Origin of the sequence: Ramlibacter cellulosilyticus (assembly GCF_014297465.1) — a bacterium.
In the GTDB taxonomy this organism is placed as follows: Bacteria; Pseudomonadota; Gammaproteobacteria; order Burkholderiales; family Burkholderiaceae_C; genus Ramlibacter; species Ramlibacter cellulosilyticus.
In genome coordinates this window covers 100,996-126,308 of the sequence record NZ_JACORT010000013.1, presented here as the reverse complement: position 1 = coordinate 126,308, position 25,313 = coordinate 100,996, and the positions used below count along the sequence as shown (strand labels likewise).

Genomic DNA, 25,313 nt, shown 5'->3' with positions numbered 1-25,313 from the left:
CCTCAGGCGACCGTGACGCGATAGATCACGCCCTGGATGGAGGCCACCCGCAGCGTGCCGTCGGCAGCGAACGCCAGTCCGGAGATCTCGTTGTCGTTCACGCCCTGGCTGCGCAGGTCCACCCGCCGCACTTCCGTCCCCGTGCGCGTGATTTCCACCAGCGTCTCGCGACCGCTGTAGCTGCCGATCCAGAAGTTGTTGCTCACCGGATCGATCGCGATGCCGGCATGGCTCTGGATGTTGATCGGCACGGTGAACGCCGCGATCAGCGCACCGGTACTGGCATTGAACTCCAGCATCCGGTTGCCCGGGCCGTTGTTCTCCAGGATGAACAGGTGCTGCGTGGTCGCGTCGTACACGCCGCCCACGAGGTCGTAGTTGCCGTCCAGCGCCAGGCTCGCGATCACCGCGCCCGTCGTGACGTTGACCGCCACCACCCGGTCCGGACTCGGATACCCGTTGAACACCAGCAGCGAGCCCGCAGGCACCGCGGTGCTGCCCAGCGTCATCGCGCCGACGAACTGCAGGCCGGCGTTGTTGAACGCGTACGGCGCGCCGAAGGCATCGGTCATCGTGATCGTCTGCGTCACCTCGCCCGTGGCCGGATTCACCCGCAGCAGGTGCCCCGGGTTCGTCGAGTCGCTGGTCCACAGCGACCCGTCGCCGGCCACCGCCACGTCGTTGAGCGTGGTGCCCTCCGCCGGCACACGCAGCACGCTCAGGTCCAGCACTTCGCTGGTGCCGCCGGCCGTCGTGACCGTCACGCCACCCATGCCGTGCCGCGGCAGCGAGCTGTTGAAGAACACCCGCCCGTTCTGCGCGCTGAAGTCCGGGTTGTAGTACACGTCCGTGGTGCCGTCGGTGTTGTTGTCCGCGACCGTGATGCCCGCGAACGCGTAGCTGCCCGCGCCTTCGGCGAAGCCCGCGCCATTCAGCGTGAGCTGCGTGCCGCTCACTTCGAAGCCATCGAGCACCGGCACGATCTGCAGCAGCGGCTGGCTGCTGGAGCCGAAGACCTGCAGCCGGTAGGCACCGTTGGCATCGCGCGGGATCACCAGCGTGGCGCTTGTGCCATCGGCCGCGGCGGTCGCCGGACTCAGCCGCGTCATCTGCGGCGTGCCGTTGATGTCGGTCCAGCGCAGCAGCACGTCGGTGTCCGTGCGGAGGCCGCTGCCGTTCAGCGTCACGGTCTGGCCCGGGTTGGCGGAGGCTTCCGCCGCGTTCGCCGGCGTGCCGCTCGCCGCCACCGCGGTGATCGAGGCCAGGCTCGTCGTGAAGCTGGCGCTGCTGCCGCCCGCGGTGCGCACCGTGATCGGCCCGAAGGCCGCGTCGGACAGCGGAACCACGACGCGGACATAGCCCGTGTCGAGGAAGCCCAGCACCGCGTCGCTGCGACCGAAGACGTCGGGACCCGTCCCCTGGCTGCCGTCGAACACCACGGTGCTGCCGAACTGGTACTCGCTGCCGCGTCCCTCGACGAAGGCCGGACCCGCGATCAGCACCTGCGCATAGGAGCCGTCGCTGGCGACGAACTCCACCTGCACGTCGCTGATCATCGGCACGACCTGCAGCGGGAGCGCGGCGCCATTGACGTCGCCCACGATGCGCACGTTGCCGGTCAGCGCGTTCAAGGGCACGCGCACGTCGGCGCTCAGTCCATCGGCTGCCACCGTGGTGGGCCGCACGATCACCTCGGCAACGTTGCCGTTGCTGTTGATGGTCTGGAAGACGACGTCGGTGCTGGCGTCCAGAGCGGTTCCGGTGACCGTGATGAGCTGCCCCGGGTTCGCCGAGGGTTGTCCGCCGTTGGCAGGCACGCCGCTGGCGGCCGTGGCCGTGATGCCCGTGAGGCTCAGCCCGAACGCCGCGCTGGTGCCCCCCACCGTGCTCACCCGCACCGGCCCGGTGGGCACGGCCGGATCCATCGCTGGCACCGTCACGTTCATCATGTTGTTGTTGCCGCCCGAGCCGAACACGTCCAGCCCGTGGTTGGGCAAGCGGTCCACGATCTGTGAGCTGCCCAGGTGCAGCGTGCTGCTGCCTTCGGCAAAGCCGCTGCCGCGCACCGTCAGGTTGTCGCCCACGAAGCCGCCGCCGGGGTTCATCGACACGTCCGTCAGCGTCGGTACCACCTGCAGCACGATGCCGCTGCCGTCGCGCTCCAGCCGCACCCGGCCGGTCGTGGCGGTGTCGGGCACCGTCACGGTCAGCGTCTGCGTGCCCAGGTCCAGCGTCGTCGGCGTTACCGTCACCTCGCCCAGGTTGCCGCCGCTGTCCACGGTCGTGAACACGACCCGCTCGCCGGCCACCAGGCCGACGCCGGTCAGCGTGATCAGCTGGCCCGTGTTGGCCGCCGGCAGGCCGGCCTGCGCCGCGGTGCCGCTCGCGGCACCCGCCGTGATCTCCACCAGCCGGCTGCTGCCGGCGCGCTGCACCTCCACGTTCAGCTGGTAGCTTCCGGTGTCGGAGACCGTGCCGCTGCCCGCCATCGTGGGGTTGTAGCTGCTGTTGCCGTTGCCGCCGATGCCCACGTAGTACGTGCCGGCCGCCCCCACCGTGAACACCAGCTGGCTGGTGTCGCTGGTGCCGAAGTTGCGCACTGCCAGCTCCGTCCCCGCCGCGTCGAAGATGCGCACGCGGCTGTTGAGGTCCGTGCTGGTCACGCCCAGGCGCAGCGTGCTGCGCGACTCGAGTTCCAGAGCGTACAGGTCCACGTCACGCGTGGTCTGCGCGCCATCGCCGATGGAGGCGCTGGGCGCCACCCGATGGTCGCCCAGCGCACCCAGCGCCACGGCCGTGACGAGCGTGTCGCCCGGATCCGTGGCCTGCGGCTGCACGCCCAGGTCGGTGAAGGTGATCGCGCGCCGCAGCGAGCTGCTGCCACCGGCGGTGCTGACCACCACTTCTGCGCCCGTGGTGCCGCTCGGCACCTGCAGCGTGAGCAGCTGCTGGTCCCGCTGCGTGAAGCTGCCGCTGCCGTCGGCGATCGTGCGGAGGGTGTAGCTGCTGACCAGCTGCCCGCCCACCGTGACCTGCAAGCCCGTCCCGCCGAAGCCCGATCCTTCGACCAGCAGCGTGTTGCCGGTCGCCACCGTGCCGCTTACGGCTCGCAGCAACGGCACCACCTGCAGGTCCACGCTCGTGCCGCTGCCCAGCACCGTCACCGCGCCGCTGCGTGCCAGCGCCGGCACCACCACGCTCAGGGTCGTGCCTCCGGAGCCCACCGAGCCCGTGCGCGTGAGCGTGCCGGCCACCCCGGCATCGTCCACCCCCTGGAACTGCACCAGCGTGCTGCTGGTGAAGCCCTGCCCCTGCAGCACGATGGTCTGCCCCGTGTTGGCCGAGGCCACCAGCGGATTGGCGATCGTGCCCGCTTCGGCACGCGCCACGATGCCGCTGAACTGCGACAGCGGCTGCACCGGCAGCGTCGGCAGCGCGATCTGCGCGTAGCCGCCTTCGGTCGTGACGCGGATCGGCCCGTCCAGCGTGCGGTTGACCACCAGCCCCAGCCGGTCGTTGCGCGCCCCGGTCACGTCGAACGGGTACAGGTTGCTCGCCGTATCCGGCAGCGCCACCCCGCCGACCGTCACCGTCATCGCCCCTTCCTGGAAGCCGCTGCCCACCAGCACGAAGTCGTTGCCGTCGCCCGGCCGCCCTTCCGTGCCGCCCAGCGTCGGGACGATCTGCAGCCGCAGCCCCGGCGTCGCGCGCAGCGTCTGCACCGAGTCGCTGGCGATCACGTTGGACACCGCCTCGCGCAGCAGGCTCACGCCGTCCACGCTCACGTCGATCACGTCCGGCCCCGCATTGCGGCTGGCGCCGTCCCAGCTATCGAGCACCAGCAGGTCGAAGCCCAGCGTGTAGCTCTGCCCCGCCACCAGCCCCGTGAGGTTCAGCGTCTGCCCGCCGCTGGCCATGCGGCCCAGGAAGCGGCTGAACGCCGTGCGCTCGCCCGCCTCGATGCGCGGGCTGGCCCACTGCGCCGCCGCCGTGCCTTCGAAGTCGTCGCTGAACACCGTGGCAGCGCCCGGGCCGGTGACCCGCACGTTGTCCAGGCCCCAGCTCTCGTTGCTCACGTCTTCCAGCCCCGCGTCGGCAAAGCGGATCGTGGCGTTGCCGCCCGCGCCTGCCGTGAAGGTCACCGTCATGTTGCGGTAGATGCCATCGGCATTGCCGCCGAAGCCCAGGTTGCGCCAGGCCTGGTTGACCACCCGCACGTCGCCGGTGGTCGCCAGCTCGGGCACCTGCACCTGCATGCGCGTGCCCGCGGCGTTGATCGCCAGCGGCGACACCGCCACCGTCTGGCGCGTGCCGTTGTTGTCGCGCGTCTCGAACAGCACCCGCGTGCCCGGCCCGAAGTTGCTGCCCGCCAGCTCGATCACCTGCCCTACGTTGGCCGCCGCCTGGCCCGCATTGGCCGCCACGCCGTTGGTGGCTGCGGAGATCACCTGCGTCAGCGTCGCCGTGCTCACCGCGGCGCCGTCGACGTTGAGCGCGACCCGGTAGATCACGCCCTGCGTGGAGGCCACCCGCAGCGTGCCGTCCGCGGCGAACGCCAGTCCGGAGATCTCGTTGTCGTTCACGCCCTGGCTGCGCAGGTCCACCCGCCGCACTTCCGTGCCCGTGCGCGTGATTTCCACCAGCGTCTCGCGACCGCTGTAGCTGCCGATCCAGAAGTTGTTGCTCACCGGATCGATCGCGATGCCGGCATGGCTCTGGATGTTGATCGGCACGGTGAACGCCGCGATCAGCGCACCGGTACTGGCGTTGAACTCCAGCATCCGGTTGCCCGGGCCGTTGTTCTCCAGGATGAACAGGTGCTGCGTGGTCGCGTCGTACACGCCGCCCACGAGGTCGTAGTTGCCGTCCAGCGCCAGGCTCGCGATCACCGCGCCCGTCGTGACGTTGACCGCAACCACCCGGTCCGGACTCGGATAGCCGTTGAACACCAGCAGCGAGCCCGCAGGCACCGCCGTGCTGCCCAGCGTCATCGCGCCGACGAACTGCAGGCCGGCGTTGTTGAACGCGTACGGCGCGCCGAAGGCATCGGTCATCGTGATCGTCTGCGTCACCTCGCCCGTGGCCGGATTCACCCGCAGCAGGTGCCCCGGGTTCGTCGAATCGCTGGTCCACAGCGACCCGTCGCCGGCCACCGCCACGTCGTTGAGCGTGGTGCCCTCCGCCGGCACACGCAGCACGCTCAGGTCCAGCACTTCGCTGGTGCCGCCCGCCGTGGTCACCGTCACGCCACCCATGCCATGCCGCGGCAGCGAGCTGTTGAAGAACACCCGCCCGTTCTGCGCGCTGAAGTCCGGGTTGTAGTACACGTCGGTGGTGCCGTCGACGTTGTCGTCCGTCACGGTGACGCCCGCGAACGCATAGGTGCTGGCGCCTTCGGCAAAACCTCCGCCGTTCAGGGTGAGCTGCGATCCACTCACCTCGAAGCCGTCGAGCACCGGCACGATCTGCAGCAGCGGCTGGCTGCTGGAGCCGAAGACCTGCAGCCGGTAGGCGCCGTTGGCATCGCGCGGGATCACCAGCGTGGCGCTGGTGCCGTCGGCCGCGGCGGTCGACGGACTCAGCCGCGTCATCTGCGGCGTGCCGTTGATGTCGATCCAGCGCAGCAGGACATCCGTCTGCGTGCTCAGGCCCGTGCCGTTGAGCGTGACCGCCTGGCCGGGGTTGGCCGACGCTTCCGCCGCATTGGCCGGTGTCCCGCGCAGGGCGACGCCCGTGATCGAGCTCAGGCTGACCGAGTAAGTCGCACTCGTTCCGCCGGCGGTGCGGATGCTCACCGGACCGAAAGCGGCGTCGCTGAGCGGCACCGTCACGCGGACGTAGCCGTTGTCGATGAAGCCGAGCGTCGGATCGCTGCGGCCGAACACGTCGGGACCGGTGTTGGGGCTGCCATCCAGCACCACCTCGCTGCCGAAGCGGTACTCGCTGGCATTGGCTTCCACGAGGCCGGTGCCGGCGACGAGCACCTGTGCGTAAGAGCCGTCGCCCGCGACGAACTCCACCTGCACGTCCTGGATCAGCGGCACGACCTGCAACGGCAGGTCGGTGCCGTTGACGTCGCCGATCAGCCGCAGGCTGCCGGTCACCGCGTTGATCGGCACCCGCACCTGGATCGACATGCCGTCGGCGGCGACGGTGGTCGGCCGCACGATGACGTCGTCGCGCCTGCCGCTGCTGTCGATCGTCTGGAACACCACGTCGGTGCTGGCATCGAGGCCGATGCCGCTCAGGGTGATCACCTGCCCCGGGTTGGCCGAGGGCTGCCCGCCGTTGGCAGGCACCCCGCTGGCGGCCGTGGCCGTGATGCCCGTGAGGCTCAGGCCGAACGCCGCGCTGGTGCCACCCGCCGTGCTCACGCGCACCGGCCCGGTGGGCACCGCCGGATCCATCGCCGGCACGGTCAGATTCATCGTGTTGTTGTTGCCGCCCGAGCCGAACACGTCCAGCCCGTGGTTGGGCAAGCGGTCCACGATCTGCGAGCTGCCCAGGTGCAGCGTGCTGCTGCCTTCGGCAAAGCCGCTGCCGCGCACCGTCAGGTTGTCGCCCACGAAGCCGCCGCCCGGGTTCATCGACACGTCCGTCAGCGTCGGCACCACCTGCAGCACGATGCCGCTGCCGTCGCGCTCCAGCCGCACCCGGCCGGTCGTGGCGGTGTCGGGCACCGTCACGGTCAGCGTCTGTGTGCCGAGGTCCAGCGTCGTCGGCGTCACGGTCACTTCGCCCAGGTTGCCGCCGCTGTCCACGGTCGTGAACACGACCCGCTCGCCTGCCACCAGGCCGACGCCGGTCAGCGTGATCAGCTGGCCCGTGTTGGCCGCCGGCAGGCCGGCTTGCGCCGCCGTGCCGCTGGCCGCGCTGGCCGCGATCTCCACCAGCCGGCTGCTGCCGGCGCGCTGCACCTCCACGTTCAGCTGGTAGCTGCCCGTGTCGGAGACCGTGCCGCTGCCCGCCACCGTGGGGTTGTAGCTGCTGTTGCCGTTGCCGCCGATGCCCACGTAGTACGTGCCGGCCGCACCGACCGTGAACACCAGCTGGCTGGTGTCGCTGGTGCCGAAGTTGCGCACCGCGATTTCGTTGCCGGCGGCGTCGAAGATGCGCACGCGGCTGTTGAGGTCCGTGCTGGTCACGCCCAGGCGCAGCGTGCTGCGTGACTCGAGTTGCAGCGCGTACAGGTCCACGTCGCGCGTGGTCTGTGCACCGTCTCCGATCGAAGCGGTCGGCGCGATGCGAGCATCGCCCAGCGCGCCAAGCCCGACCGCAGTGGCCAGGGTGTCGCCGGGATCGGCCGCCTGCGGCTGCACGCCGAGGTCGTTGAAGGTGATCGCACGCCGCAGCGAGCTGCTGCCGCCCGCCGTGCTCACCACCACCTCGCTGCCCGTGGTGCCGCTCGGCACCACCAGGGTCAGCAGTTGCTGGTCGCGCTGCGTGAAGCTGCCGCTGCCGTCGGCGATGGTGCGCACCGTGAAGCCACCGACCAGGCGGCCGCCGACGCTCACCACCAGTTCCTGGGCGACCAGGCCGCTGCCTTCGATGAGCAGCGTGTTGCCGGTGGCCACCGTGCCGCTCACGGCCCGCAGCAACGGCACCACCTGCAGGTCCACGCTCGTGCCGCTGCCCAGCACCGTCACCGCGCCGCTGCGTGCCAGCGCCGGCACCACCACGCTCAGGGTCGTGCCTCCGGAGCCCACCGAGCCCGTGCGCGTGAGCGTGCCGGCCACCCCGGCATCGTCCACCCCCTGGAACTGCACCAGCGTGCTGCTGGTGAAGCCCTGCCCCTGCAGCACGATGGTCTGCCCCGTGTTGGCCGAGGCCACCAGCGGATTGGCGATCGTCCCCGCTTCGGCACGCGCCACGATGCCGCTGAACTGCGACAGCGGCTGCACCGGCAGCGTCGGCAGCGCGATCTGCGCGTAGCCGCCTTCGGTCGTGACGCGGATCGGCCCGTCCAGCGTGCGGTTGACCACCAGCCCCAGCCGGTCGTTGCGCGCCCCGGTCACGTCGAACGGGTACAGGTTGCTCGCCGTATCCGGCAGCGCCACCCCGCCGACCGTCACCGTCATCGCCCCTTCCTGGAAGCCGCTGCCCACCAGCACGAAGTCGTTGCCGTGGCCCGGCCGCCCTTCCGTGCCGCCCAGCGTCGGCACGATCTGCAGCCGCAGCCCCGGCGTCGCGCGCAGCGTCTGCACCGAGTCGCTGGCGATCACGTTGGCCACCGCCTCGCGCAGCAGGCTCACGCCGTCCACGCTCACGTCGATCACGTCCGGCCCCGCATTGCGGCTGGCGCCGTCCCAGCTATCGAGCACCAGCAGGTCGAAGCCCAGCGTGTAGCTCTGCCCCGCCACCAGCCCCGTGAGGTTCAGCGTCTGCCCGCCGCTGGCCATGCGGCCCAGGAAGCGGCTGAACGCCGTGCGCTCGCCCGCCTCGATGCGCGGGCTGGCCCACTGCGCCGCCGCCGTGCCTTCGAAGTCGTCGCTGAACACCGTGGCAGCGCCCGGGCCGGTGACCCGCACGTTGTCCAGGCCCCAGCTCTCGTTGCTCACGTCTTCCAGCCCGGCGTCGGCAAAGCGGATCGTGGCGTTGCCGCCCGCGCCTGCCGTGAAGGTCACCGTCATGTTGCGGTAGATGCCATCGGCATTGCCGCCGAAGCCCAGGTTGCGCCAGGCCTGGTTGACCACCCGCACGTCGCCGGTGGTCGCCAGCTCGGGCACCTGCACCTGCATGCGCGTGCCCGCGGCGTTGATCGCCAGCGGCGACACCGCCACCGTCTGGCGCGTGCCGTTGTTGTCGCGCGTCTCGAACAGCACCCGCGTGCCCGGCCCGAAGTTGCTGCCCGTCAGCTCGATCACCTGCCCGACGTTGGCCGCCGCCTGGCCCGCATTGGCCGCCACGCCGTTGGTGGCGGCCGAGATCACCTGCGTCAGCGTCGCCGTGCTCACCGCGGCGCCGTCGACGTTGAGCGCGACCCGGTAGATCACGCCCTGCGTGGAGGCCACCCGCAGCGTGCCGTCGGAAGCGAACGCCAGTCCGGAGATCTCGTTGTCGTTCACGCCCTGGCTTCGCAGGTCCACCCGCCGCACTTCCGTCCCCGTGCGCGTGACTTCCACCAGCGTCTCGCGCCCGCTGTAGCTGCCCACCCACAGGTTGCCCGTCACCGGGTCGATCGCCAGCCCCGAATAGCTCTGGATGTTGAACGGCATCGTGATGGCGTTCACCAGCGCGCCGGTGGCCGCATCCAGCTCCAGCATGCGGTTGCCGGGGCCGTTGGTCTCCAGGATGAACAGGTGCTGCGTCGCGGCGTCGTACACGCCCGAGGTCAGGTCGTAGTTGCCATCGAGCTGCAGGCTGGCGATGACCGCCCCGGTCGTGACGTTCACCGCCACCACCCGGTCGGGACTGGGATAGCCGTTGAACACGAGCAGCGAGCCTGCAGGCACCGCCGTGCTGCCCAGCGTCATGTCGCCGACGAACTGCAGGCCGGCGTTGTTGAACGCGTACGGCGCGCCGAAGGCATCGGTCATCGTGATCGTCTGCGTCACCTCGCCGGTCGCCGGATTCACCCGCAACAGGTGCCCCGGGTTCGTCGAGTCGCTGGTCCACAGCGACCCGTCGGGCGCGACCGCCACGTCGCCCAGCGTGGTGCCTTCGGCGGCCACGCGCAGCACGTTGAGGTCCAGCGCATCGCTGGTGCCGCCCGCCGTGGTCACCGTCACGCCACCCATGCCGTGCCGCGGCAGCGAGCTGTTGAAGAACACCCGCCCGTTCTGCGCGCTGAAGTCGGGGTTGTAGTAGACGTCCGTCGTGCCGTCGGTGTTGTCGTCCGTCACGGTGACGCCCGCGAACGCATAGCTGCTGGCACCTTCGGCAAAACCTCCGCCGTTCAGCGTGAGCTGCGATCCACTCACCTCGAAGCCATCGAGCACCGGCACGATCTGCAGCAGCGGCTGGCTGCTGGAGCCGAAGACCTGCAGCCGGTAGGCGCCGTTGGCATCGCGCGGGATCACCAGCGTGGCGCTGGTGCCGTCGGCCGCGGCGCTCGACGGACTCAGGCGCGTCATCTGCGGCGTGCCGTTGATATCGGTCCAGCGCAGCAGGACATCCGTCTGGGTGCTCAGGCCCGTGCCGTTGAGCGTGACCGCCTGGCCGGGGTTGGCCGAGGCCTCCGCGGCATTGGCCGGGGTCCCGCGCAGGGCGACGCCCGTGATCGAGCTGAGGCTCACCGCGTAGCTGGCGCTCGTGCCGCCCGTGGTGCGGATGCTGATCGGCCCGAAGGCGTCGTCGCTCAGCGGCACGGTCACGCGCACGAAGCCGTTGCTGACGAAGCCCAGCGCCGCATCGCTGCGGCCGAACACGTCTGGTCCGCTGCTGCTGGAAGTGTCGAGCACCACCTCGCTGCCCATGCGGTACTCGCTGTCGTTGCCCTCCACGAAGCCGTAGCCGGAGATCAGCAGCGTGGCGCTGGAGCCGTCGAAGGCGAGCGACTCCACCTGCACGTCCTGGATGACCGGCACGATCTGCAGCAGGAAGGTGCCGTCCGGGAAGTCCGTGCGGACGCTGCCGACCTGCGAATACACCACCGCGTCGCCGGTCCGCGCATCGCCGGGCACGGTGAAGTACGCGATGCCGCGGGCGGCATCGATGCGCACCGGGTTCGCGAGGCGCGTGGCCGCGTTGCCGCTGCCGTCGGTGACGGGGAACTCGGCCCGTGCGGTCGCCGGGTCGAAGGGCACCGAGATGCCGATCTGCTGGCCCGGGTTCGCCGAGGGCGCGGTCAGGACTTCTGGCACGCCCACCGCGGCCCGCACGTCGCTGGCCGGCCGGATGGTGAAGTGCCGGACGATGTCCGCCGCCAGCCCGTTGCCGGCGTTGTCGGCGATGCTGTCCGCATCGAGCGTGAAGCGGTACTCGCCGGGCGGCAGGTAGCCGTCCATCACGACGCTCAGCACCTGGCCGAAGTTGCGCGTGTCCAGCGTCACCGGCACCACCACGTCGTCGCCCGTGTCGAAGTCGCCGTCGGCACCGGCCCGCACCAGCGTGGCGGTGGCCGGCCCGAGCAGGTCGACGTCCAGCGGCTCGTCGAAGCCGATCTCCACCGAGCGCACGAAGAAGCGCCGCGCACCCTCTTCCAGGTTGATGCTGGTGACCTGCGGCGGGAAGGTGTCCGGCACCACGTCGATGACGAGCACGTTCGACAGGCCGACGTTGCCCCCGGTGTCGGTGGCCCGCACCTGCACCGTGAGCTGGTTGCCGCCGTCGGCGATGGCCGGCGCCTGCGCGAACAGCTCCCAGGGGAAGGCGACGTCGGTCGACACCACCTGCCCGTTGACCAGCAGCTGCACGTTGCGCACCTGCACGTCGTCGTTGACCACGGGCACGACGCGGATCGTGCGGCCTTCCAGCACCTGCACGCCCGGCGTGGCCGGGTCGGCGTCGGTGCCTTCCGCCGTGATGCTGACGCTGGGCGGCGTCCCCTGCGTGTCGAAGGAGGCGTAGTTGACGACCTGCAGGCCGCCGGTGCCGTCGGCCACGAACGCCAGTCCGTTGGCGAGGGCGAGATCCTTCGGCACCTCGGGCAGGTTGATCCGGGTGAGGAAGTTGGCCGTGTTGGCCGGATCCGCGGCGCTGAACACGTCCAGCGCGCGGAAGGCGCCGAACACGAAGTTGTTGCTGCCCACGCCCACCAGCAGGCCCGAGCCGTTGGCGGCCAGCGCCGTGCCGGCCACCGCGTTGTCGTCGACGCCCGAGAAGAGCACGAGGTCGGAGGGATTCGCCACGTTGACGGTGACGTACCCGGCCGGACCGCCCGTGCCCGCGCCTATGTACGCGACGCCGCCACCGACGAACAGCCGGCCACCGCCGGCCGGCAGCGCCAGCGAGTCGCGCGCCGTGAGGATGGCGCCGTCGATGCCGAAGGAGCGCAGCGTGTTGCTGCCGTCCACCGTGTAGAGCACGTTGCCGTCGAGCGCGACGTCCAGCAGGGTCGCGCCGCCGGCGCCGCCGGGGTTGACGCTGGCACGCACCTCGCCCGTGACCAGGTCCACCGCGGACAGCGTACCGCCGGACACCACGAATGCAGTGCCGTCGCGGACTTCCACGCCGCGCACCGCGGCGCCGAAGGACACCGTCTGCACCAGCACCGGCGCGGCGGGATCGGAAACGTCGACGATGTGCAGCCCGCCCTCGTTGCCGGCCACCGCGGCCAGGCCGCGGCGGGCATCGACGGCGACGTCGGTGTTGCTGCCGGGGAGGTTCAGTTCCGCCAGCACGCGCGGCCGCGCGAACTGCGATACGTCCACCAGCGCGAGGCCATGGGTGCCCGTGGCGACGGCTGCGGTGGCCAGCTGGCCGCTGCCGGGCGGTGCGAACACCGCGACGGCTTCGGCGCTGCCCTGCAGCGCGACGGCGGCGGTGATGCCCACGGGCACGCTGAGCCCGCCGAGCGGGTCCAGGCCCTGCTGGATCTCGGTGAAATCGTCGAGCCCGTCGTTGTCCGTGTCGCGGCTTCCGGCGTTGGAGCCGATCGCGTGCTCGACGTCGTCCGGCAGGCCGTCGAAATCGGCATCGCGGGCGATGCTGGCGCCGAACACCAGGTTGCGCGTGAGGTCGGTGCCCTGCCCCGACTGGGGCGTGCGGCCGTAGCCGTGCGAGACCAGCCCCGTGGTGGGATCGAAGGCGCTCAGGTGGTAGTCGGACACCGGCGGCAGGAAGAAGGTGAACTTGCCGTTGTCGTCGCTCACGGTGCGCAAGGTGTTCGTCGCGCCGCTGGCCGTCGTGGTGTCGATCGACAGGAAGTCACGCCCCCAGTCCGGGTACACCACGCCGCCCAGGCCGGTGCCGACCAGGCTGCCGATCACCTGCGGCGTCGCCGACGCATTGCTGCTCATGGTGATGACGCCGCGCTGCAGGCCCACGCCCGCGGGATCGAAGGCCGCACCGAAGCTGAAGCTTTCGCCGAAGGCCAGCGTGATCGGCTGCGTCGCGAGGTCGGCCGGCACGCCGGACAGCGCGAACGAAGCGCCGCCTTCGGACAGCTGCAGCCCGTCGATCACCAGCGGCTGCGAGCCGTAGTTGGTGATGGTCGCCACGTGCGGCAGTTGCCGCGGCGCGCCGCCGGGCAGGAGCCCGCCGAAGTTGTTCTGCGCGACCTCGACGTGCGCGGCAGGCGCCGTGCTCCGCGCGAACGCGGACAGCCTGAACTCGCTGACCGGGTGCAGACCATCGCTTTCGACGACCAGGGTCGCCGTCGCCGGCCCGAGCAGCGCCGGGTCGAACTCGACGGAGATGGCGCGGCGCTCGCCCGCCGCGAGCGTGATCGGCGTGAAGGCGGAGCCCAGCCGGAACTGCGCCTCGCCGCCGGTGATGTGCACGCCGCTCACGACGGCGGCCTGGTCGCCCATGTTGACGAGTTCCAGCGCCCGCGTGACGGGGCCCGCCGCAGCGTCGCGCGTGCCGAAGTCCACGCTCCCCTGCGGGACGCCGGTCGCCGCGTCGAACAGCAGGACGAGCCCGTCGCCCACGGGTGCCACCGGCGTGACGTCGGGATCGACGTTCGTGCCCGCGGCATCGCCGCCGCCGAGCGCGAGGTACTGCACGAAGTACGCCACCGCCTGCTGCGCCTCCGCGGCCGTCCAGTTCATCGCCACCGCGATCTTGAACGCGTTGGTGGTGGTGCCGAAGGCACGCTGCGCCCCGAACACGAAGCCCTGGGCCATCACGTCGGTGCCGTCCCAGTTGTTGGTGTGGTTCAGGCCGACGTTGTGCCCCAGCTCGTGCGCGACCGTCTTGCCGAGCGAGTTCACCAGCTGCTGCCGCGTCCAGTCGGACGTGTTCTGGATGAAGTACTGGTCGACGTAGATGTCGACGTGCCCGCTGAGCGTCTCGTTGAGCGCCTCGCTCAGGCGGAAGTTCTGCTCCGCCTGGCTGTACACGGTGAGGTTGGCGCGGATGTCCTCGGTCGTGTACGCGCCGTTCTCGTTGTCGACGATGAAGGCGGTGCCCAGCTCGCCGCCCAGGCCTTCGAAGAAGTCCTTCTCGAAATCGTCGAAGGTGACCGTGTTGCCGTCGGCGGAGGTCACCCGCTCGACGCCGGCCGTGAACGGCAGGAGCAGGCGCTCCGCCTCGGCGATCACGTCGTCGATGAAGGTGTTCCCGAGGGCCGCGCTGTACACGAGGGTGCCGGTGCCCGTGCCGTCGTCGACGCCGAAGAGCGCCTTCTCCGCGTCCGTCATGTCGTTGTCGAACGCGTTCTCGATCGCCTCGCGGAAATCGTCGGGGTTCAGGGCGGCGCTGATGTCCACCTGCCAGCGCTGCTTGGCCTGCCCATCGCCGCGCAGCTGCACGGTGCCCGCGTCACCCCCCTCGGGGGCCGTGACGGTGAGCGTGCCGGTCTGGTCCAGCGCGGTCGTGGTGGGGCTGAAGCGCACGGTGCCCGCGTTCCAGCTGAAGGCCCCCGTCGCCGCCAGCGTGGGCGTCGAGGAGCCGGTGCGCAGCTGGATCGTCTTGTCGCGGTTGACGCCCACCAGCGCGTCCTCGAACTCGATCCTGTGGTCTTCGTGGTCGGCGTCGGTCGCATCCAGGAAGCGGTACAGGTAGTACTTGGAGGTCGTGGTGGTCGTGGAGCCGTCCGGGTTGCCGCGCACCTCCGTGATGAAGATCTTGCTGCCCCACAGGATGTTGTCGTTGACGTTCTGCAGCGGGTTGGCGCCGCCGAAGATCTCGGCGTAGCTCTTGGCGACGCCGCTGAAGGTCTTGGTCTCGCCGGACCCGGCCGTCAGCGTGAAGGACTGGCTGGCCAGGTTCAGGTTGCCGGTCTTCTTCATGAAGTCCGCGAGTTCGGGGTCCACGTCGATCGTCACCGTCAGGTACGGCTGCTGCTGGTTGGGCGGGTTGGCCGGCCGCGGCGGCGTCGGGCAGTTGGGATCCGGCGGCGGCGGCGGCGGCGTGGCGGGCAGCGGGTCGGGCGCCGTCCACGAGAACGAGCCGAGCGAGCCGGCCTGCCCGAACAGCAGCGGCATGACCACCGGCGGGTTCTCGGTGACGGTGTTCGGTGCCGGCGGCGGCGGCGGCGGGGGCGGCGGTTCGCTGCCGTCGCCGCAGCCTCCCGGCGGCGTCAGCCCGTGCCAGCCGGGCGCGCGGATGCCGGAGTCGGGATCCGAGACCACGGTCAGCCCGTCGGCCGAGACCGTGCCGGTGCCGTTGATCACCAGCATGCCGGTGGTGTGGTCGAAGCTCAGGATGTTGAGCTTGCTGCCCGGCGCCGCGTTGAAGACGTTGGGCAGCGTGATCTGCACCGGCTGCGAGAACGTCTGCACGCCCGGTGCCTGGATCGTGATGTCGAAGGTGTGCTCCAGCACGCCCGGCGGCAGCATGTCCTGCACCAGTTCCGGGGGCACGGTGCTGATGCCGATCTGCACGTTGCTCAGCACCTGGCCGTCGTCCCCGATCGCGCTGCCGGGATTCACGGTCAGCGTGAGCGCCGCGCGCTGCTGCTCCGTCAGTTGCGGGGCGGAAGCCGCGTCCGTCACGGTCACCACCGTCGGCTGCGTGTCGCTCACGTCCTGCAGCACGTTGCTGCGCACGCGCGGCAGGTAGATCTCCTGCCGGTCGGCGTTGGCCTGCCGCTCCTGGAGGGAGCCCATCGTGCCCATCGCGGTGTTGGTCGCCCCGCCCTGCAGCTCGAGGTTCATCACCATTTCCGGGAAGAACACGCCGGCCGGCGCATTGGTCGCGGTGCGGCCGTCCACCGCCAGCTTCACGGTGCCGGCGGGGACGTTCTCGAGGGCGAAGAAGCCCTGCGCGTCCGTGTAGACGAACTCGCTTTCGCGGCCGAGGAGGAAGACCTTCGCGTGCGCGATGGGCAGCAGGAACACGTCGTCGGCGGTGTGGATGATGCCGTCGGGCCCGCGCCGGATGTCGTCGAAGGTCATCGGGTCGAGGTCCGGCCCGGGGTCGACGACGCGGCCGACCAGGCGGGTGCCGGTCACGGTGGTGGTGCTCACCGTGGTGAAGCTCGCCGTGAGCTCGCCGCCGGCCGTGCCGTTGCCGTCGGCGTCGAGGAAGGCGCCGTCGGCCGCGGCACGGATGCGCGAGCCGTCCACGTGCACCGTCACGCGCGCGCCTCCCGGCATGGGCTGGTCGAAGAACAGCCAGGCGAAGCTGCCGTCCTGCGCCGGCACGATGGTGGTCGCCAGCCGGCTGCCGTCGGGACCGGTGGCATAGAAGGAATCGGCCGTCAGCGTGGCGGCGTTCACCGCGCGCGAGAAGCGCACCTGCGGCCGCTGGGTGACCCCGACGTCCACGGAGCCCTCGCCCGGGCTCAGGTCGGTGACCAGGAAGGGCGCGAGCGCCTCCACCCGCACGGCGCGGCTCACCGTCGTGGTGTTGCCGGCCGCATCGCGCGCGTTCAGCTGCAGCGTGTGGTCGCCGATGTCGATGTTGCCGAACAGCAGCGCCTGGTCGAAGCCGCCGCTGCCGTCGAAGGCGAGGCTGCGGACCGTGCCGCCGTCGATGCTGTAGTTCAGGAGCACGAGGCCGGAGATGCCGGCGTCGGCGGTGCCGGTCAGCCGCGTGGCGGCCGTCAGGGCCATGGCGTCGGTGATGCTGGCCAGCGTCACCTGCGGCGCCTGCGTGTCGAGCACGAAGCTGCGCGTGAAGCCGCCGCTGATGTTGCCCGCGGCGTCGCGCGCGATCAGCGTGACGGTGTGGCTGCCGTCGGCGCTGCCGTCCAGCGCGAAGGTGGTGGTGATCTCGAAGCGCGCCTGCGCATCCAGCACCACGTCCTGCAGCGGCCCGCTGTCGATGCGGAACTGCGCCGAGGCCACGCCGGAGAGGTTGTCCAGCACCTGGCCGCGCAGCGTGACGTTGGCCGCCGCGGCGGCGGGCGTGGCGTCCAGCACCACCGTCGGCGCGGTCACGTCCTCCGTCAGCGCGAACCGGTTCAGCACCACCTCCGCCACCTCGCGCCCGAGCGCCTGGCCGGCCTGGTTGCTGAACTCGTAGTGGATGCCGCCGTAGATGCGGCTGCGGCCGGCTTCCTGCGCGGCCTGCGTGAAGCTGGTGAAGTTGCGCGTGACGCCGGGCAGCGTCGCGCTGGTGGTGCCGAAGCTCGTGTTCTCGCCGAAGGTCGCGCCCAGGATGGAGGCGGCGGCGGCGCTGAACGTGGAGTGGCCGGAGATGTATTCCGGGTGCGGCGGGGTGATCAGCAGCGGGCGCCAGCCGTCCTCGGGCGAGGTGGCGGTGTTGCCGTCGATGCCGGCGTTCGCGATGGCCGTCTCGGGGCGCCACTCGCCGTAGAAGTACTTGGTGTCCCAGCAGGCGATGGCCGCATCCGCGAGGGCGACGTTCAGCTGCGCGAACAGCCGCGCGTTGGCGCCCAGGCTGTTGCCGCGGCTGGTGGCGATCTCGGCGGCGATCTGGTTCCAGTGGCCCGGCGGCGTGTAGCTGCCGGCGCCGTCGGCCCAGAACTGCGCCTGCTGCGTCTGGTCCGCGCTGCGCGTCGTGCTCGTGGCGGACCCGAGGCTGCGGATTTCCTCGACCGCGGCGGCATAGGCCGCGGTGTCCACGGCCGGCGGCGGGCCGCGGCGCAACTGCTCGGACGAGGTCATCGCGAACGGGTCGACGTCGCCCCAGTGCGGATCCTGCGCCACCAGGAACATGGGCTCGGTCGGGCGCCACTGGCCGATGCCGGTGCCGCCCAGGTAGGTGGTGAAGTCGCGGGACCCGTCATCGGCGCGCAGCGCCCACACGGCGTCGGCGACCGAGAGGCCCAGGGCGATGCCGGCATCCTTGGCGGCGCCGTCGGCGATGGCGGCGAGGCTGGCCGCCAGCGCGGCGTTCAGCTGCGGCGCCTGGGCCGGGTAATGCAGCGTGAGGATGCGGTGCGCCGCGACCGCGGCGGCTGCGTCGGCCGAGACGGGGCCGGACACCGTGCGCTGCACCAGGTAGGCGGGCGTGCCTTCGATCGCGGCCATCGCGTCGTAGACCGCCAGGCTCTCCATGGCCAGCAGGCGCGTGGCGATCGGCACGTCGGTGTTGTCCAGCTGGATGGCGCGCAGCGCCAGGTTGTTCCAGGCCAGCACCGGGTCGCTCGCCGTCTGCGCCACGCGCGTCAGCGTGCGCGAGGCCGCCGTGCTGTTGCCGGCGGCGTCGACGATGGTGAAGGCGACTTCGTTCGCGCCCAGGTTCAGGCTCACCCCCGGCAGCAGGACCAGCCCGCCGGCGCCCGCGCGGGCGCTCAGGCCCTGCGCAGCGAGCACCAGGTCGGTGTCGAGGTCTATCGTGCCGCGGACCTGCACCACGGCCGCGGCGGTCTGGTCGTCGGTGCCCGGCAGGGCATCGGTGCCGGCGATGGAGATGGTGGCCGTGCCCGGGCCCTGCGTGTCCAGCGTGAACACCACGTCCCGCGTCGTCACGTTGCTGCCCACGTCGCGGGCCCGCACGCGCAGCGTGTGGGTGCCGTCGCTGAGCGTGCCGCCCGCCAGCGTGGCGAGGTCGGCCGGCGTGAGCACGAAGCTCCCATCGGGCTGCAGGCGGTCCAGGATGCTGGTGAACACGGGGCTGGCGCCCGGGTCGAGCACCGCTTCGAGCGCGGTGAGCGCGATGTTGTCGGCGGCCGTGCCGGCGATGGTGGCATCGCGCGTGATGCCGTCGGTGCCGGAGCGGCCGGTGTCGGACTGGAGGCCCGCGGCGAGCGTCGGCGCGACGTCGTCGCCTCCTTCGCGCGTGAAGACGAAGGCCTGGCTGGTCGCGTTGCCCGCCGTGTCCGTCACCGTCAGGGTGAAGGTGTTCGGTCCGGGCAGCAGGCCCACGGTGGTGAAGCTGAAGCTGCCGTCGCCCGCAGCGGTGGTGCTGCCGAAGCTCGTGGTGCCGCGTGCCAGGCTGACCTGCGAACCCGCGGTGGCCGTGCCGAGCAACGTGACCTGGGCGGCGGTGGTGCTCTGGTCGCCCACCGGGTCGCTGTCGAAGGCGGGGTCCAGGGCCAGCGTGCCGGCGGCCGGCGCGGTGCGATCGAGCGTGAAGTCGACGTCCTGCGTGCTGCCGTTGCCCGCTGCGTCGGTGGCGCGCAGGCGCACCGTGTGGGCACCGTCGGCCAGCGTGCCGCCGGCCAGGGCATCGAGCTGCGCGGCGGTGACGACGAAGCTGCCATCCGGTTGCAGGCTGCCCGTGATGTCGGTGAAGACGGGGGCCGGACCCGGATCCAGCGCGATCTCCAGCCGCGCCATGGCCACGTTGTCGGTGGCCGTGCCGGCGATGGACGGGTCGCGCGTGAGCCGGTCGGTGCCGGAGGCGCCCGTGTCGGACTGCAGCGCCGCCGCCAGCACCGGGCCGGCGTTGTCGCGGGTGACGGTGAGCGTGCGCGTGGTGGTGTTGCCCGCGACGTCCGTGCCCACGGCGCTGAAGGCGTTCGCACTCGGGTCGAGCGCCACGCCGGCAAAGCTGAAGCTGCCGTCGGCGGCGACCGTGGTGGTGGCCAGGACGTCCGTGCCCTTCATCAGCGCGATGAGGATGCCGGGATCGGCGCCGTTGCCGTCGAGCGTGACCTCGGCGGCGCTGGTGAGGTTGTCGCCGGGCGTCCCGCTGTCGAAGGGCTCGTCCAGCATGAAGTTGGGCATCACGGGCGGCGTGCGGTCCAGGGTGAAGGACACCGTCGTCGTGGCGACGTTGCCGGCCCCATCCGTGGCGCGCAGGTGCAGCACGTGGTCGCCGTCCGCCAGCGTGCCGCCGGCCAAGGTCGCGAGCTGCGCGGCGTCGAGCGTGAAGCTGCCGTCCGCGGCGAAGGCGATGTCCTCGAACGCGGGCGCACCGGCCGGGTCGAGGCTCGCCTGCAGCCGGGCGATGCCGGCGCTGTCGCTGCTGGTGCCGGCGACCGTGGGGTCGCGCGTGATCGCGTCGCCCGGCGTGCCGGTGTCGTCCTGCAGTGCGGCCGCGAGCGCAGGCGGCGTGCTGTCGCGGGTGAAGGTGAAGTCACGGGTGCCGGCATTGCCCGCGGCATCGACCGTGCGCACCGTGAAGGTGTTCGCCCCGGCGGCGAGCGGCACGCCGTCGAAGCTGAAGCTGCCGTCGGCCGCGGCCGCCGTGCTGGCGAGCACCGTCGTGCCCTGCAGCAGGGAGACCGCCACGTTCGCCTCGGTGCTCCCGACGAGCGTCACGTTGTCGGCATGGGTGAGCCCGTCGCCCGCGGTGCCCGTATCGGACGCAGCGTCGAGGGCCAGGTTCTCCACCTCGGCGGCCTGCCGGTCCAGCGTGAAGGCGAGATCGAAGGTGCTGCTGTTGCCGGCCGTGTCGGTGGCGCGCAGGCGCAGCACGTGGGCGCCGTCCACGAGCGTCCCGCCCGCGAGCGTGGCGAGCTGGCCGGCAGTGAGCGTGAAGCTGCCGTCCGCCGCCAGCGCGACGTCGGCGAAGACGGGTACCGCACCCGGATCGAAAGCCGCCTCGAGGCGCGCCACCGCGACGTTGTCGCTGGCGTTGCCGGCGATCGCCGGATCGTTCGTGAGGCCGTCCGTCGCGAGCACGCCGCTGTCGTCCTGCAGGGCCGCAGACACGGCCGGGGCCGTGCTGTCGCGCGTGAAGGTGAAAGCGTCGCTGCGCACGTTGCCCGCCGGGTCGGTCGCGGAGACGGTGAATCCGTTGGCGCCTTCGGCCAGCGCGACGCCGTCGAAGGCAAAGCTGCCGTCGCCGGCCGCGGTGGTCGTGGCGAGGGGCGTCGCGCCCTGCACCAGGGCGACCTGCGCGCCGGCTTCGGTGCTGCCTTCGAGGCGCACGACGGCCGCATTGGTGACCTGGTCGCCCGGCGTGCCGCTGTCCGAGGCGGCGGCCAGGTCCACGCCCACGCTGGCGGGCGCGGTGCGGTCCAGCGTGAACGTGACGTCACGCGTGTTGCTATTGCCGGCCGCGTCGCTGGCCCGCACGCGTACGGTGTGCGCGCCGTCGGCGAGCGGGCCGCCGCCGAGCGCGGCGACTTCCGCGGCAGAGAGCGCGAAGCTGCCGTCGGGCTGCAGGTGCGTCGTGATGTCGGTGAAGACCGGCGCGCCGCCCGGGTCGAGGGTGGCTTCCAGGCGCACGACGCCGAGCACGTCGCTCACCTGGCCGGCGATCGCCGGGTCGTTGGTGAGCGCATCGCTGCCGGAGGCGCCGGTGTCGTCCTGCAGGGCGGCGGCCAGCGCGGGCGTGCTGCTGTCCCGCGTGAAGTTGAAGCTGCGCGTGGACGCGTTGCCGGCGGCGTCGGTCGCCACCGCGCTGAAGCTGTTGGTGCCGGTGGCGAGCGCCACGTCGGCGAAGCTGAAGCTGCCGTCGCCCGCGGCCGTGGTGCTGGCGATCGTGGTGCTGCCCTGCATCAGGGCGACCTGCGCGCCGGCCTCGGTGGTGCCGACCAGCGTGACGCTGGCGGCACTGGTGATGCGGTCGCCCACGGTGCCGCTGTCCGACGTGCCTGCCAGGTCCAGCGTGATCGACGCGGGCGCGGCGCGGTCGAGCGTGAAGAGGAGGTCGCGGATCGTGGCGTTGCCGGCGACGTCCGTGGCGCGCAGGCGCAGCGTGTGGGCGCCATCGGTGAGCGTGCCGCCCGCGAGCGTGGCGAGCTGCGCAGCGGACAGCGTGAAGCTGCCGTCCGGCTGCAGCGCGACGTCGCTGAACGCGGGCGTCGCGCCCGGGTCGAGCACCGCCTCCAGGCGGGCGACGGCGAGGTCGTCGCCCGCCGTGCCGGCGATGGCCGGATTGCGCGTGAGCCCGTCGGAAGCGGAAGCACCGGTGTCGTCCTGCAGTGCGGCGGCGATCGTCGGTGCCGTGGTGTCGCGCGTGATCGTGAAGCTGCGCGTGAGCGCGTTCCCTGCCGCATCGGCCGCGACGACGTCGAAGGTGTTCTCGCCTGCGGCCAGCGCCACGCCGGCGAAGCTGAAGAGGCCCGTGCCCGCCACGGTGGTGCTGCCCAGCGTGGCCGCGCCCTGCTTCAGCGTGATCGTCGCGCCGGGCTCGGAATTGCCGACCAGCGTGACCGTCGCGGCGTTCGTCACGTGGTCGCCGATCGTGCCGGTGTCGAATCCATCGCCGAGGTCCAGGCCGATGTCGACCGGCCCCGCGCGATCGAGCGTGAACGCGAGCTCGCGCAGGGTTTCTTTGCCCGCGCTGTCCGTCGCCCGCAGGCGCAGCGTGTGGGTGCCGTCGGCAAGCGTGCCGCCCGCGAGCGTCGCGAGCTGCGCGGCGGACAGCACGAAGCTGCCGTCGGACTGCCGGCTGCCCGTCACGTCGGTGAAGACGGGGGCGGAGCCCGGATCGAGCACGGCCTCCAGGCGGGCGACCGCCACGCCGTCGGTGGCACTGCCGGCGACCGTCGGATCGCGCGTCACGCCGTCGCTGGCGGAGCTGCCCGTGTCGTCCTGCAGCGCGGCGGACAGCGCCGGCGGCGTGACGTCGCGCGTGAACGTGAAGGCCTGGCTCGCGCTGTTGCCGGCCGCGTCGGCCGTGACCACGCTGAAGGCGTTGGCACCGGCGGCGAGCGCCACCCCGGTGAAGCTGAAGCTGCCATCCGTGGCGGCGGTGGCCGTTCCGAGCGCGGTGGATCCCTGCATGAGCGTGACCCGCGCGGCAGCCTCGGTCGTGCCGCGCAGCGTCACCTGCGCTGCCGTGGTGACGTGGTCGCCCGCCGTCCCGCTGTCGGAAGCCGGCGCCAGGTCGAAGCTGGCGGTCGCGGGCGCGGCGCGGTCGAGCGTGAAGCTCACGTCCGTGCTCGTGGCGTTGCCGCCGGCATCGGCGGCCCGCACGCGCAGAACGTGCGCGCCGTCGGTGAGCGTGCCGCCCGCCAGGGTCGCGAGCTGCGCCGCGGAGAGCACGAAGCTGCCATCCGTCTGCAGCGCGGAGCTGACGTCGGTGAAGGTGGGCGTCGCACCCGGGTCGAGCGCGGCTTCCAGCCGCGTGACCGCCACGTTGTCGCTGGCCGTGCCCGCGATCGCCGGATTGCGCGTGAGGTGGTCGGTCGCGGAGGTGCCGGTGTCTTCCTGCAGGGCGGCACTCAGGGTCGGAGCGACCTGGTCCGCGGGCACGCGGGTGATGGCGAAGTCGCGGTCGAGCCGGTTGCCGGCGCGGTCCGTGAGCACCAGCGTGAAGCCGTTGCTGCCCATCTGCGGCACGGCGACCCCGTCGAGGCTGAAGCTGCCGTCGTTGGCCGACGTCGTGGCGCCGACGATGGTGCCGTTCAGCGTGCGGCGCAGCGTGACCGCGAGGCCGGCTTCGGTGATGCCGACCAGCCGCACGACATCGGCGGTGGTGGTGAGGTCCGATACGGGGTGGCCCGCCGGGTCGAGCGCGATGCTCGTGAGCACGGGCGCGCGGGTGTCCAGCGTGAACTGCACCGGCACGATCGGGCTGAGGTTGCCGGCGGCATCGCGCGCGCGGAACTCGAAGCGGTGCGCGCCCTCGGCGAGCGTGCCGCCGGCCAGCGAGGCGAGCATCTGCGGGGTGACCAGGAACCCGCCGCCGGCCTGCACCGCCGGCACGATCGTCTGGAAGGCCTGCGAGCCCGTGCGGGCCTGGATCGTCACCGGCCCGTGGTCGGTCACGTTCAGCAGGATGGACGCGTCGCGCGTGAGGCCATCCTGCGCCGACGCGCCCGTGTCGTCCTTCAGGGCGGCCGTGAGCACGGGCGCATGCTTGTCCTTCTTCGAGTTGAACAGCCCCGGCACGTCGTCGGGCTGCCTGTTCTGCCCGGCGAAGAGCACGCTGGTGGGGAAGCCGGGGGCGACCAGCTGCGACTGCGGGTTCACGTTGCCGGTGACGACCACCTCCTGCACGCGCTGCACCACCGTGCCGAGGTCGCGGTCGTTGCCGTTGCCGTAGACGCCGTCGACCGGGTCGATGCTGACGTAGATGCGGCTGTCGATCATCTGGCCGGCGACGCGCAGGTGCGCGAGCCGTCCGGCGGCGAAGGTGTCGGCATTGCCGCCGGTGCCGCCGATCGCGGCATCGGCGCCGAGGTCGGCGCCGATGTAGACGGTCATGTTGCGCATGGACCCGCCGACGGTGAGCGCCTGCAGGCTGGACGCGGCCAGGCTGCCGGACGCATCGCGCGCGGTGGTGAATTCGAGCAGCGTGCCGCTCGCGTTGAAGCGCCAGGCGGCCGCGGTGCTCTGCGCGGACAGCGCACGCCCGCGCCCTTCGACGGACCAGAGCCCGCCGGTGAGCGCCCCGCCCACCTGCACGTCGCCCAGCGCGTCGCGCAGGCGCGGCGTGCCGAGGATGTCGACGTCGACGCCCATGTTGCCGGCCACGTCCAGCCGGCTCAGGGCGGCGACCCGCAAGGTGGCCGCGTGGCCTGCATCGACCGTCATGCTGTCCGCACGGATGGTGGCCGCCGCACCGGGCGCTTGCACCGAGCTGTTCACCATGGCGCGCGCGGTCAGCGTGACGTCGCCGCTGCCCGCGACCTGCACCGTCGCATCGCGCACGTCGCCGAGCGTGAGGGTGCGCACGCCGCCGGCGAAGTTGGCGGTGCCGCGCAGGTCGGCGCTGCCCAGCGACGCGTCGCCCACCGCCGCATCCGCCGTGATGCCCGTGAGGAGGACGCGCCCGCCGGGCGTCGTGGGCTGCAGCGTGACGGCGCTGTTGGCGTTGGTGCCGAAGATCCGCAGCGCGAAGCCGCCGCCTTGCGCGGTGAGTTCCGCCCTGCCCCCGCCCACGACCTGCACCGCGGGCACCGCGACGTCCGCCGACAGCACGAGCGTGAGCGGATCGGGGTCGGGCTGCCGCTGGACCTGCGCGGCCGCGGCAGCCGCGGCCGCGGCTTCCGAAGCGGCAGGCACGAGGTCGCCGGACAGCAGCAGGCGCGGCTCGAGGGCCTCGAACTGCATGTGCGTCGCCGCCTCGGTGCGGCGCGCCGCGCGCCAGCGGCGGAACGCGGCCCAGCGCTCGCCGAGCCAGCGGAACAGGAGGAAGGAGCACCGGTGCACCAGTGCGAGCAGCAGCCGGCTCGGCGTGTGACGGGATTGCCGCTGGCGGGCGGCTTGGGTGGCCAGCAGTCCGGCCAGCGCCTTGGCAGAGTTCCGCATGGGCGGCCTCCTCGCGCACTGCGTGCACCGGCACCGCGGTGCACGCCGTTGGGTCTGCCTAACGCTCGGAGGTGAGCCGACTCCCTGTTAGGGGTGATCTTCTTGTTACTGCGTTCACAGGAATGGCGGCAATTTAACGCTGGGCCAGAGGTGGCCGCAAGCACCGAAGGGGATAAGTCGCGAAAACGTGCGAGCGTTCACGTTGCCTGCTCGGCCGTGGCGCCGCGAGGGTGAGCAGCAGTGCGTTGAAAGAAAAAGGCTCCC

At 71.8% G+C, this 25,313-nt stretch carries 1 protein-coding gene; it reads right to left on the bottom strand.

The features are described 5' to 3' along the window. Positions 1 to 2: 2 nt before the first annotated feature. The gene (locus H8N03_RS23690; protein ID WP_187078701.1) at positions 3 to 25,049 is read right to left on the bottom strand and encodes an Ig-like domain-containing protein; all 25,047 of its coding nucleotides are present in this window, start codon (positions 25,047 to 25,049) and stop codon (positions 3 to 5) included. Positions 25,050 to 25,313: the final 264 nt, after the last annotated feature.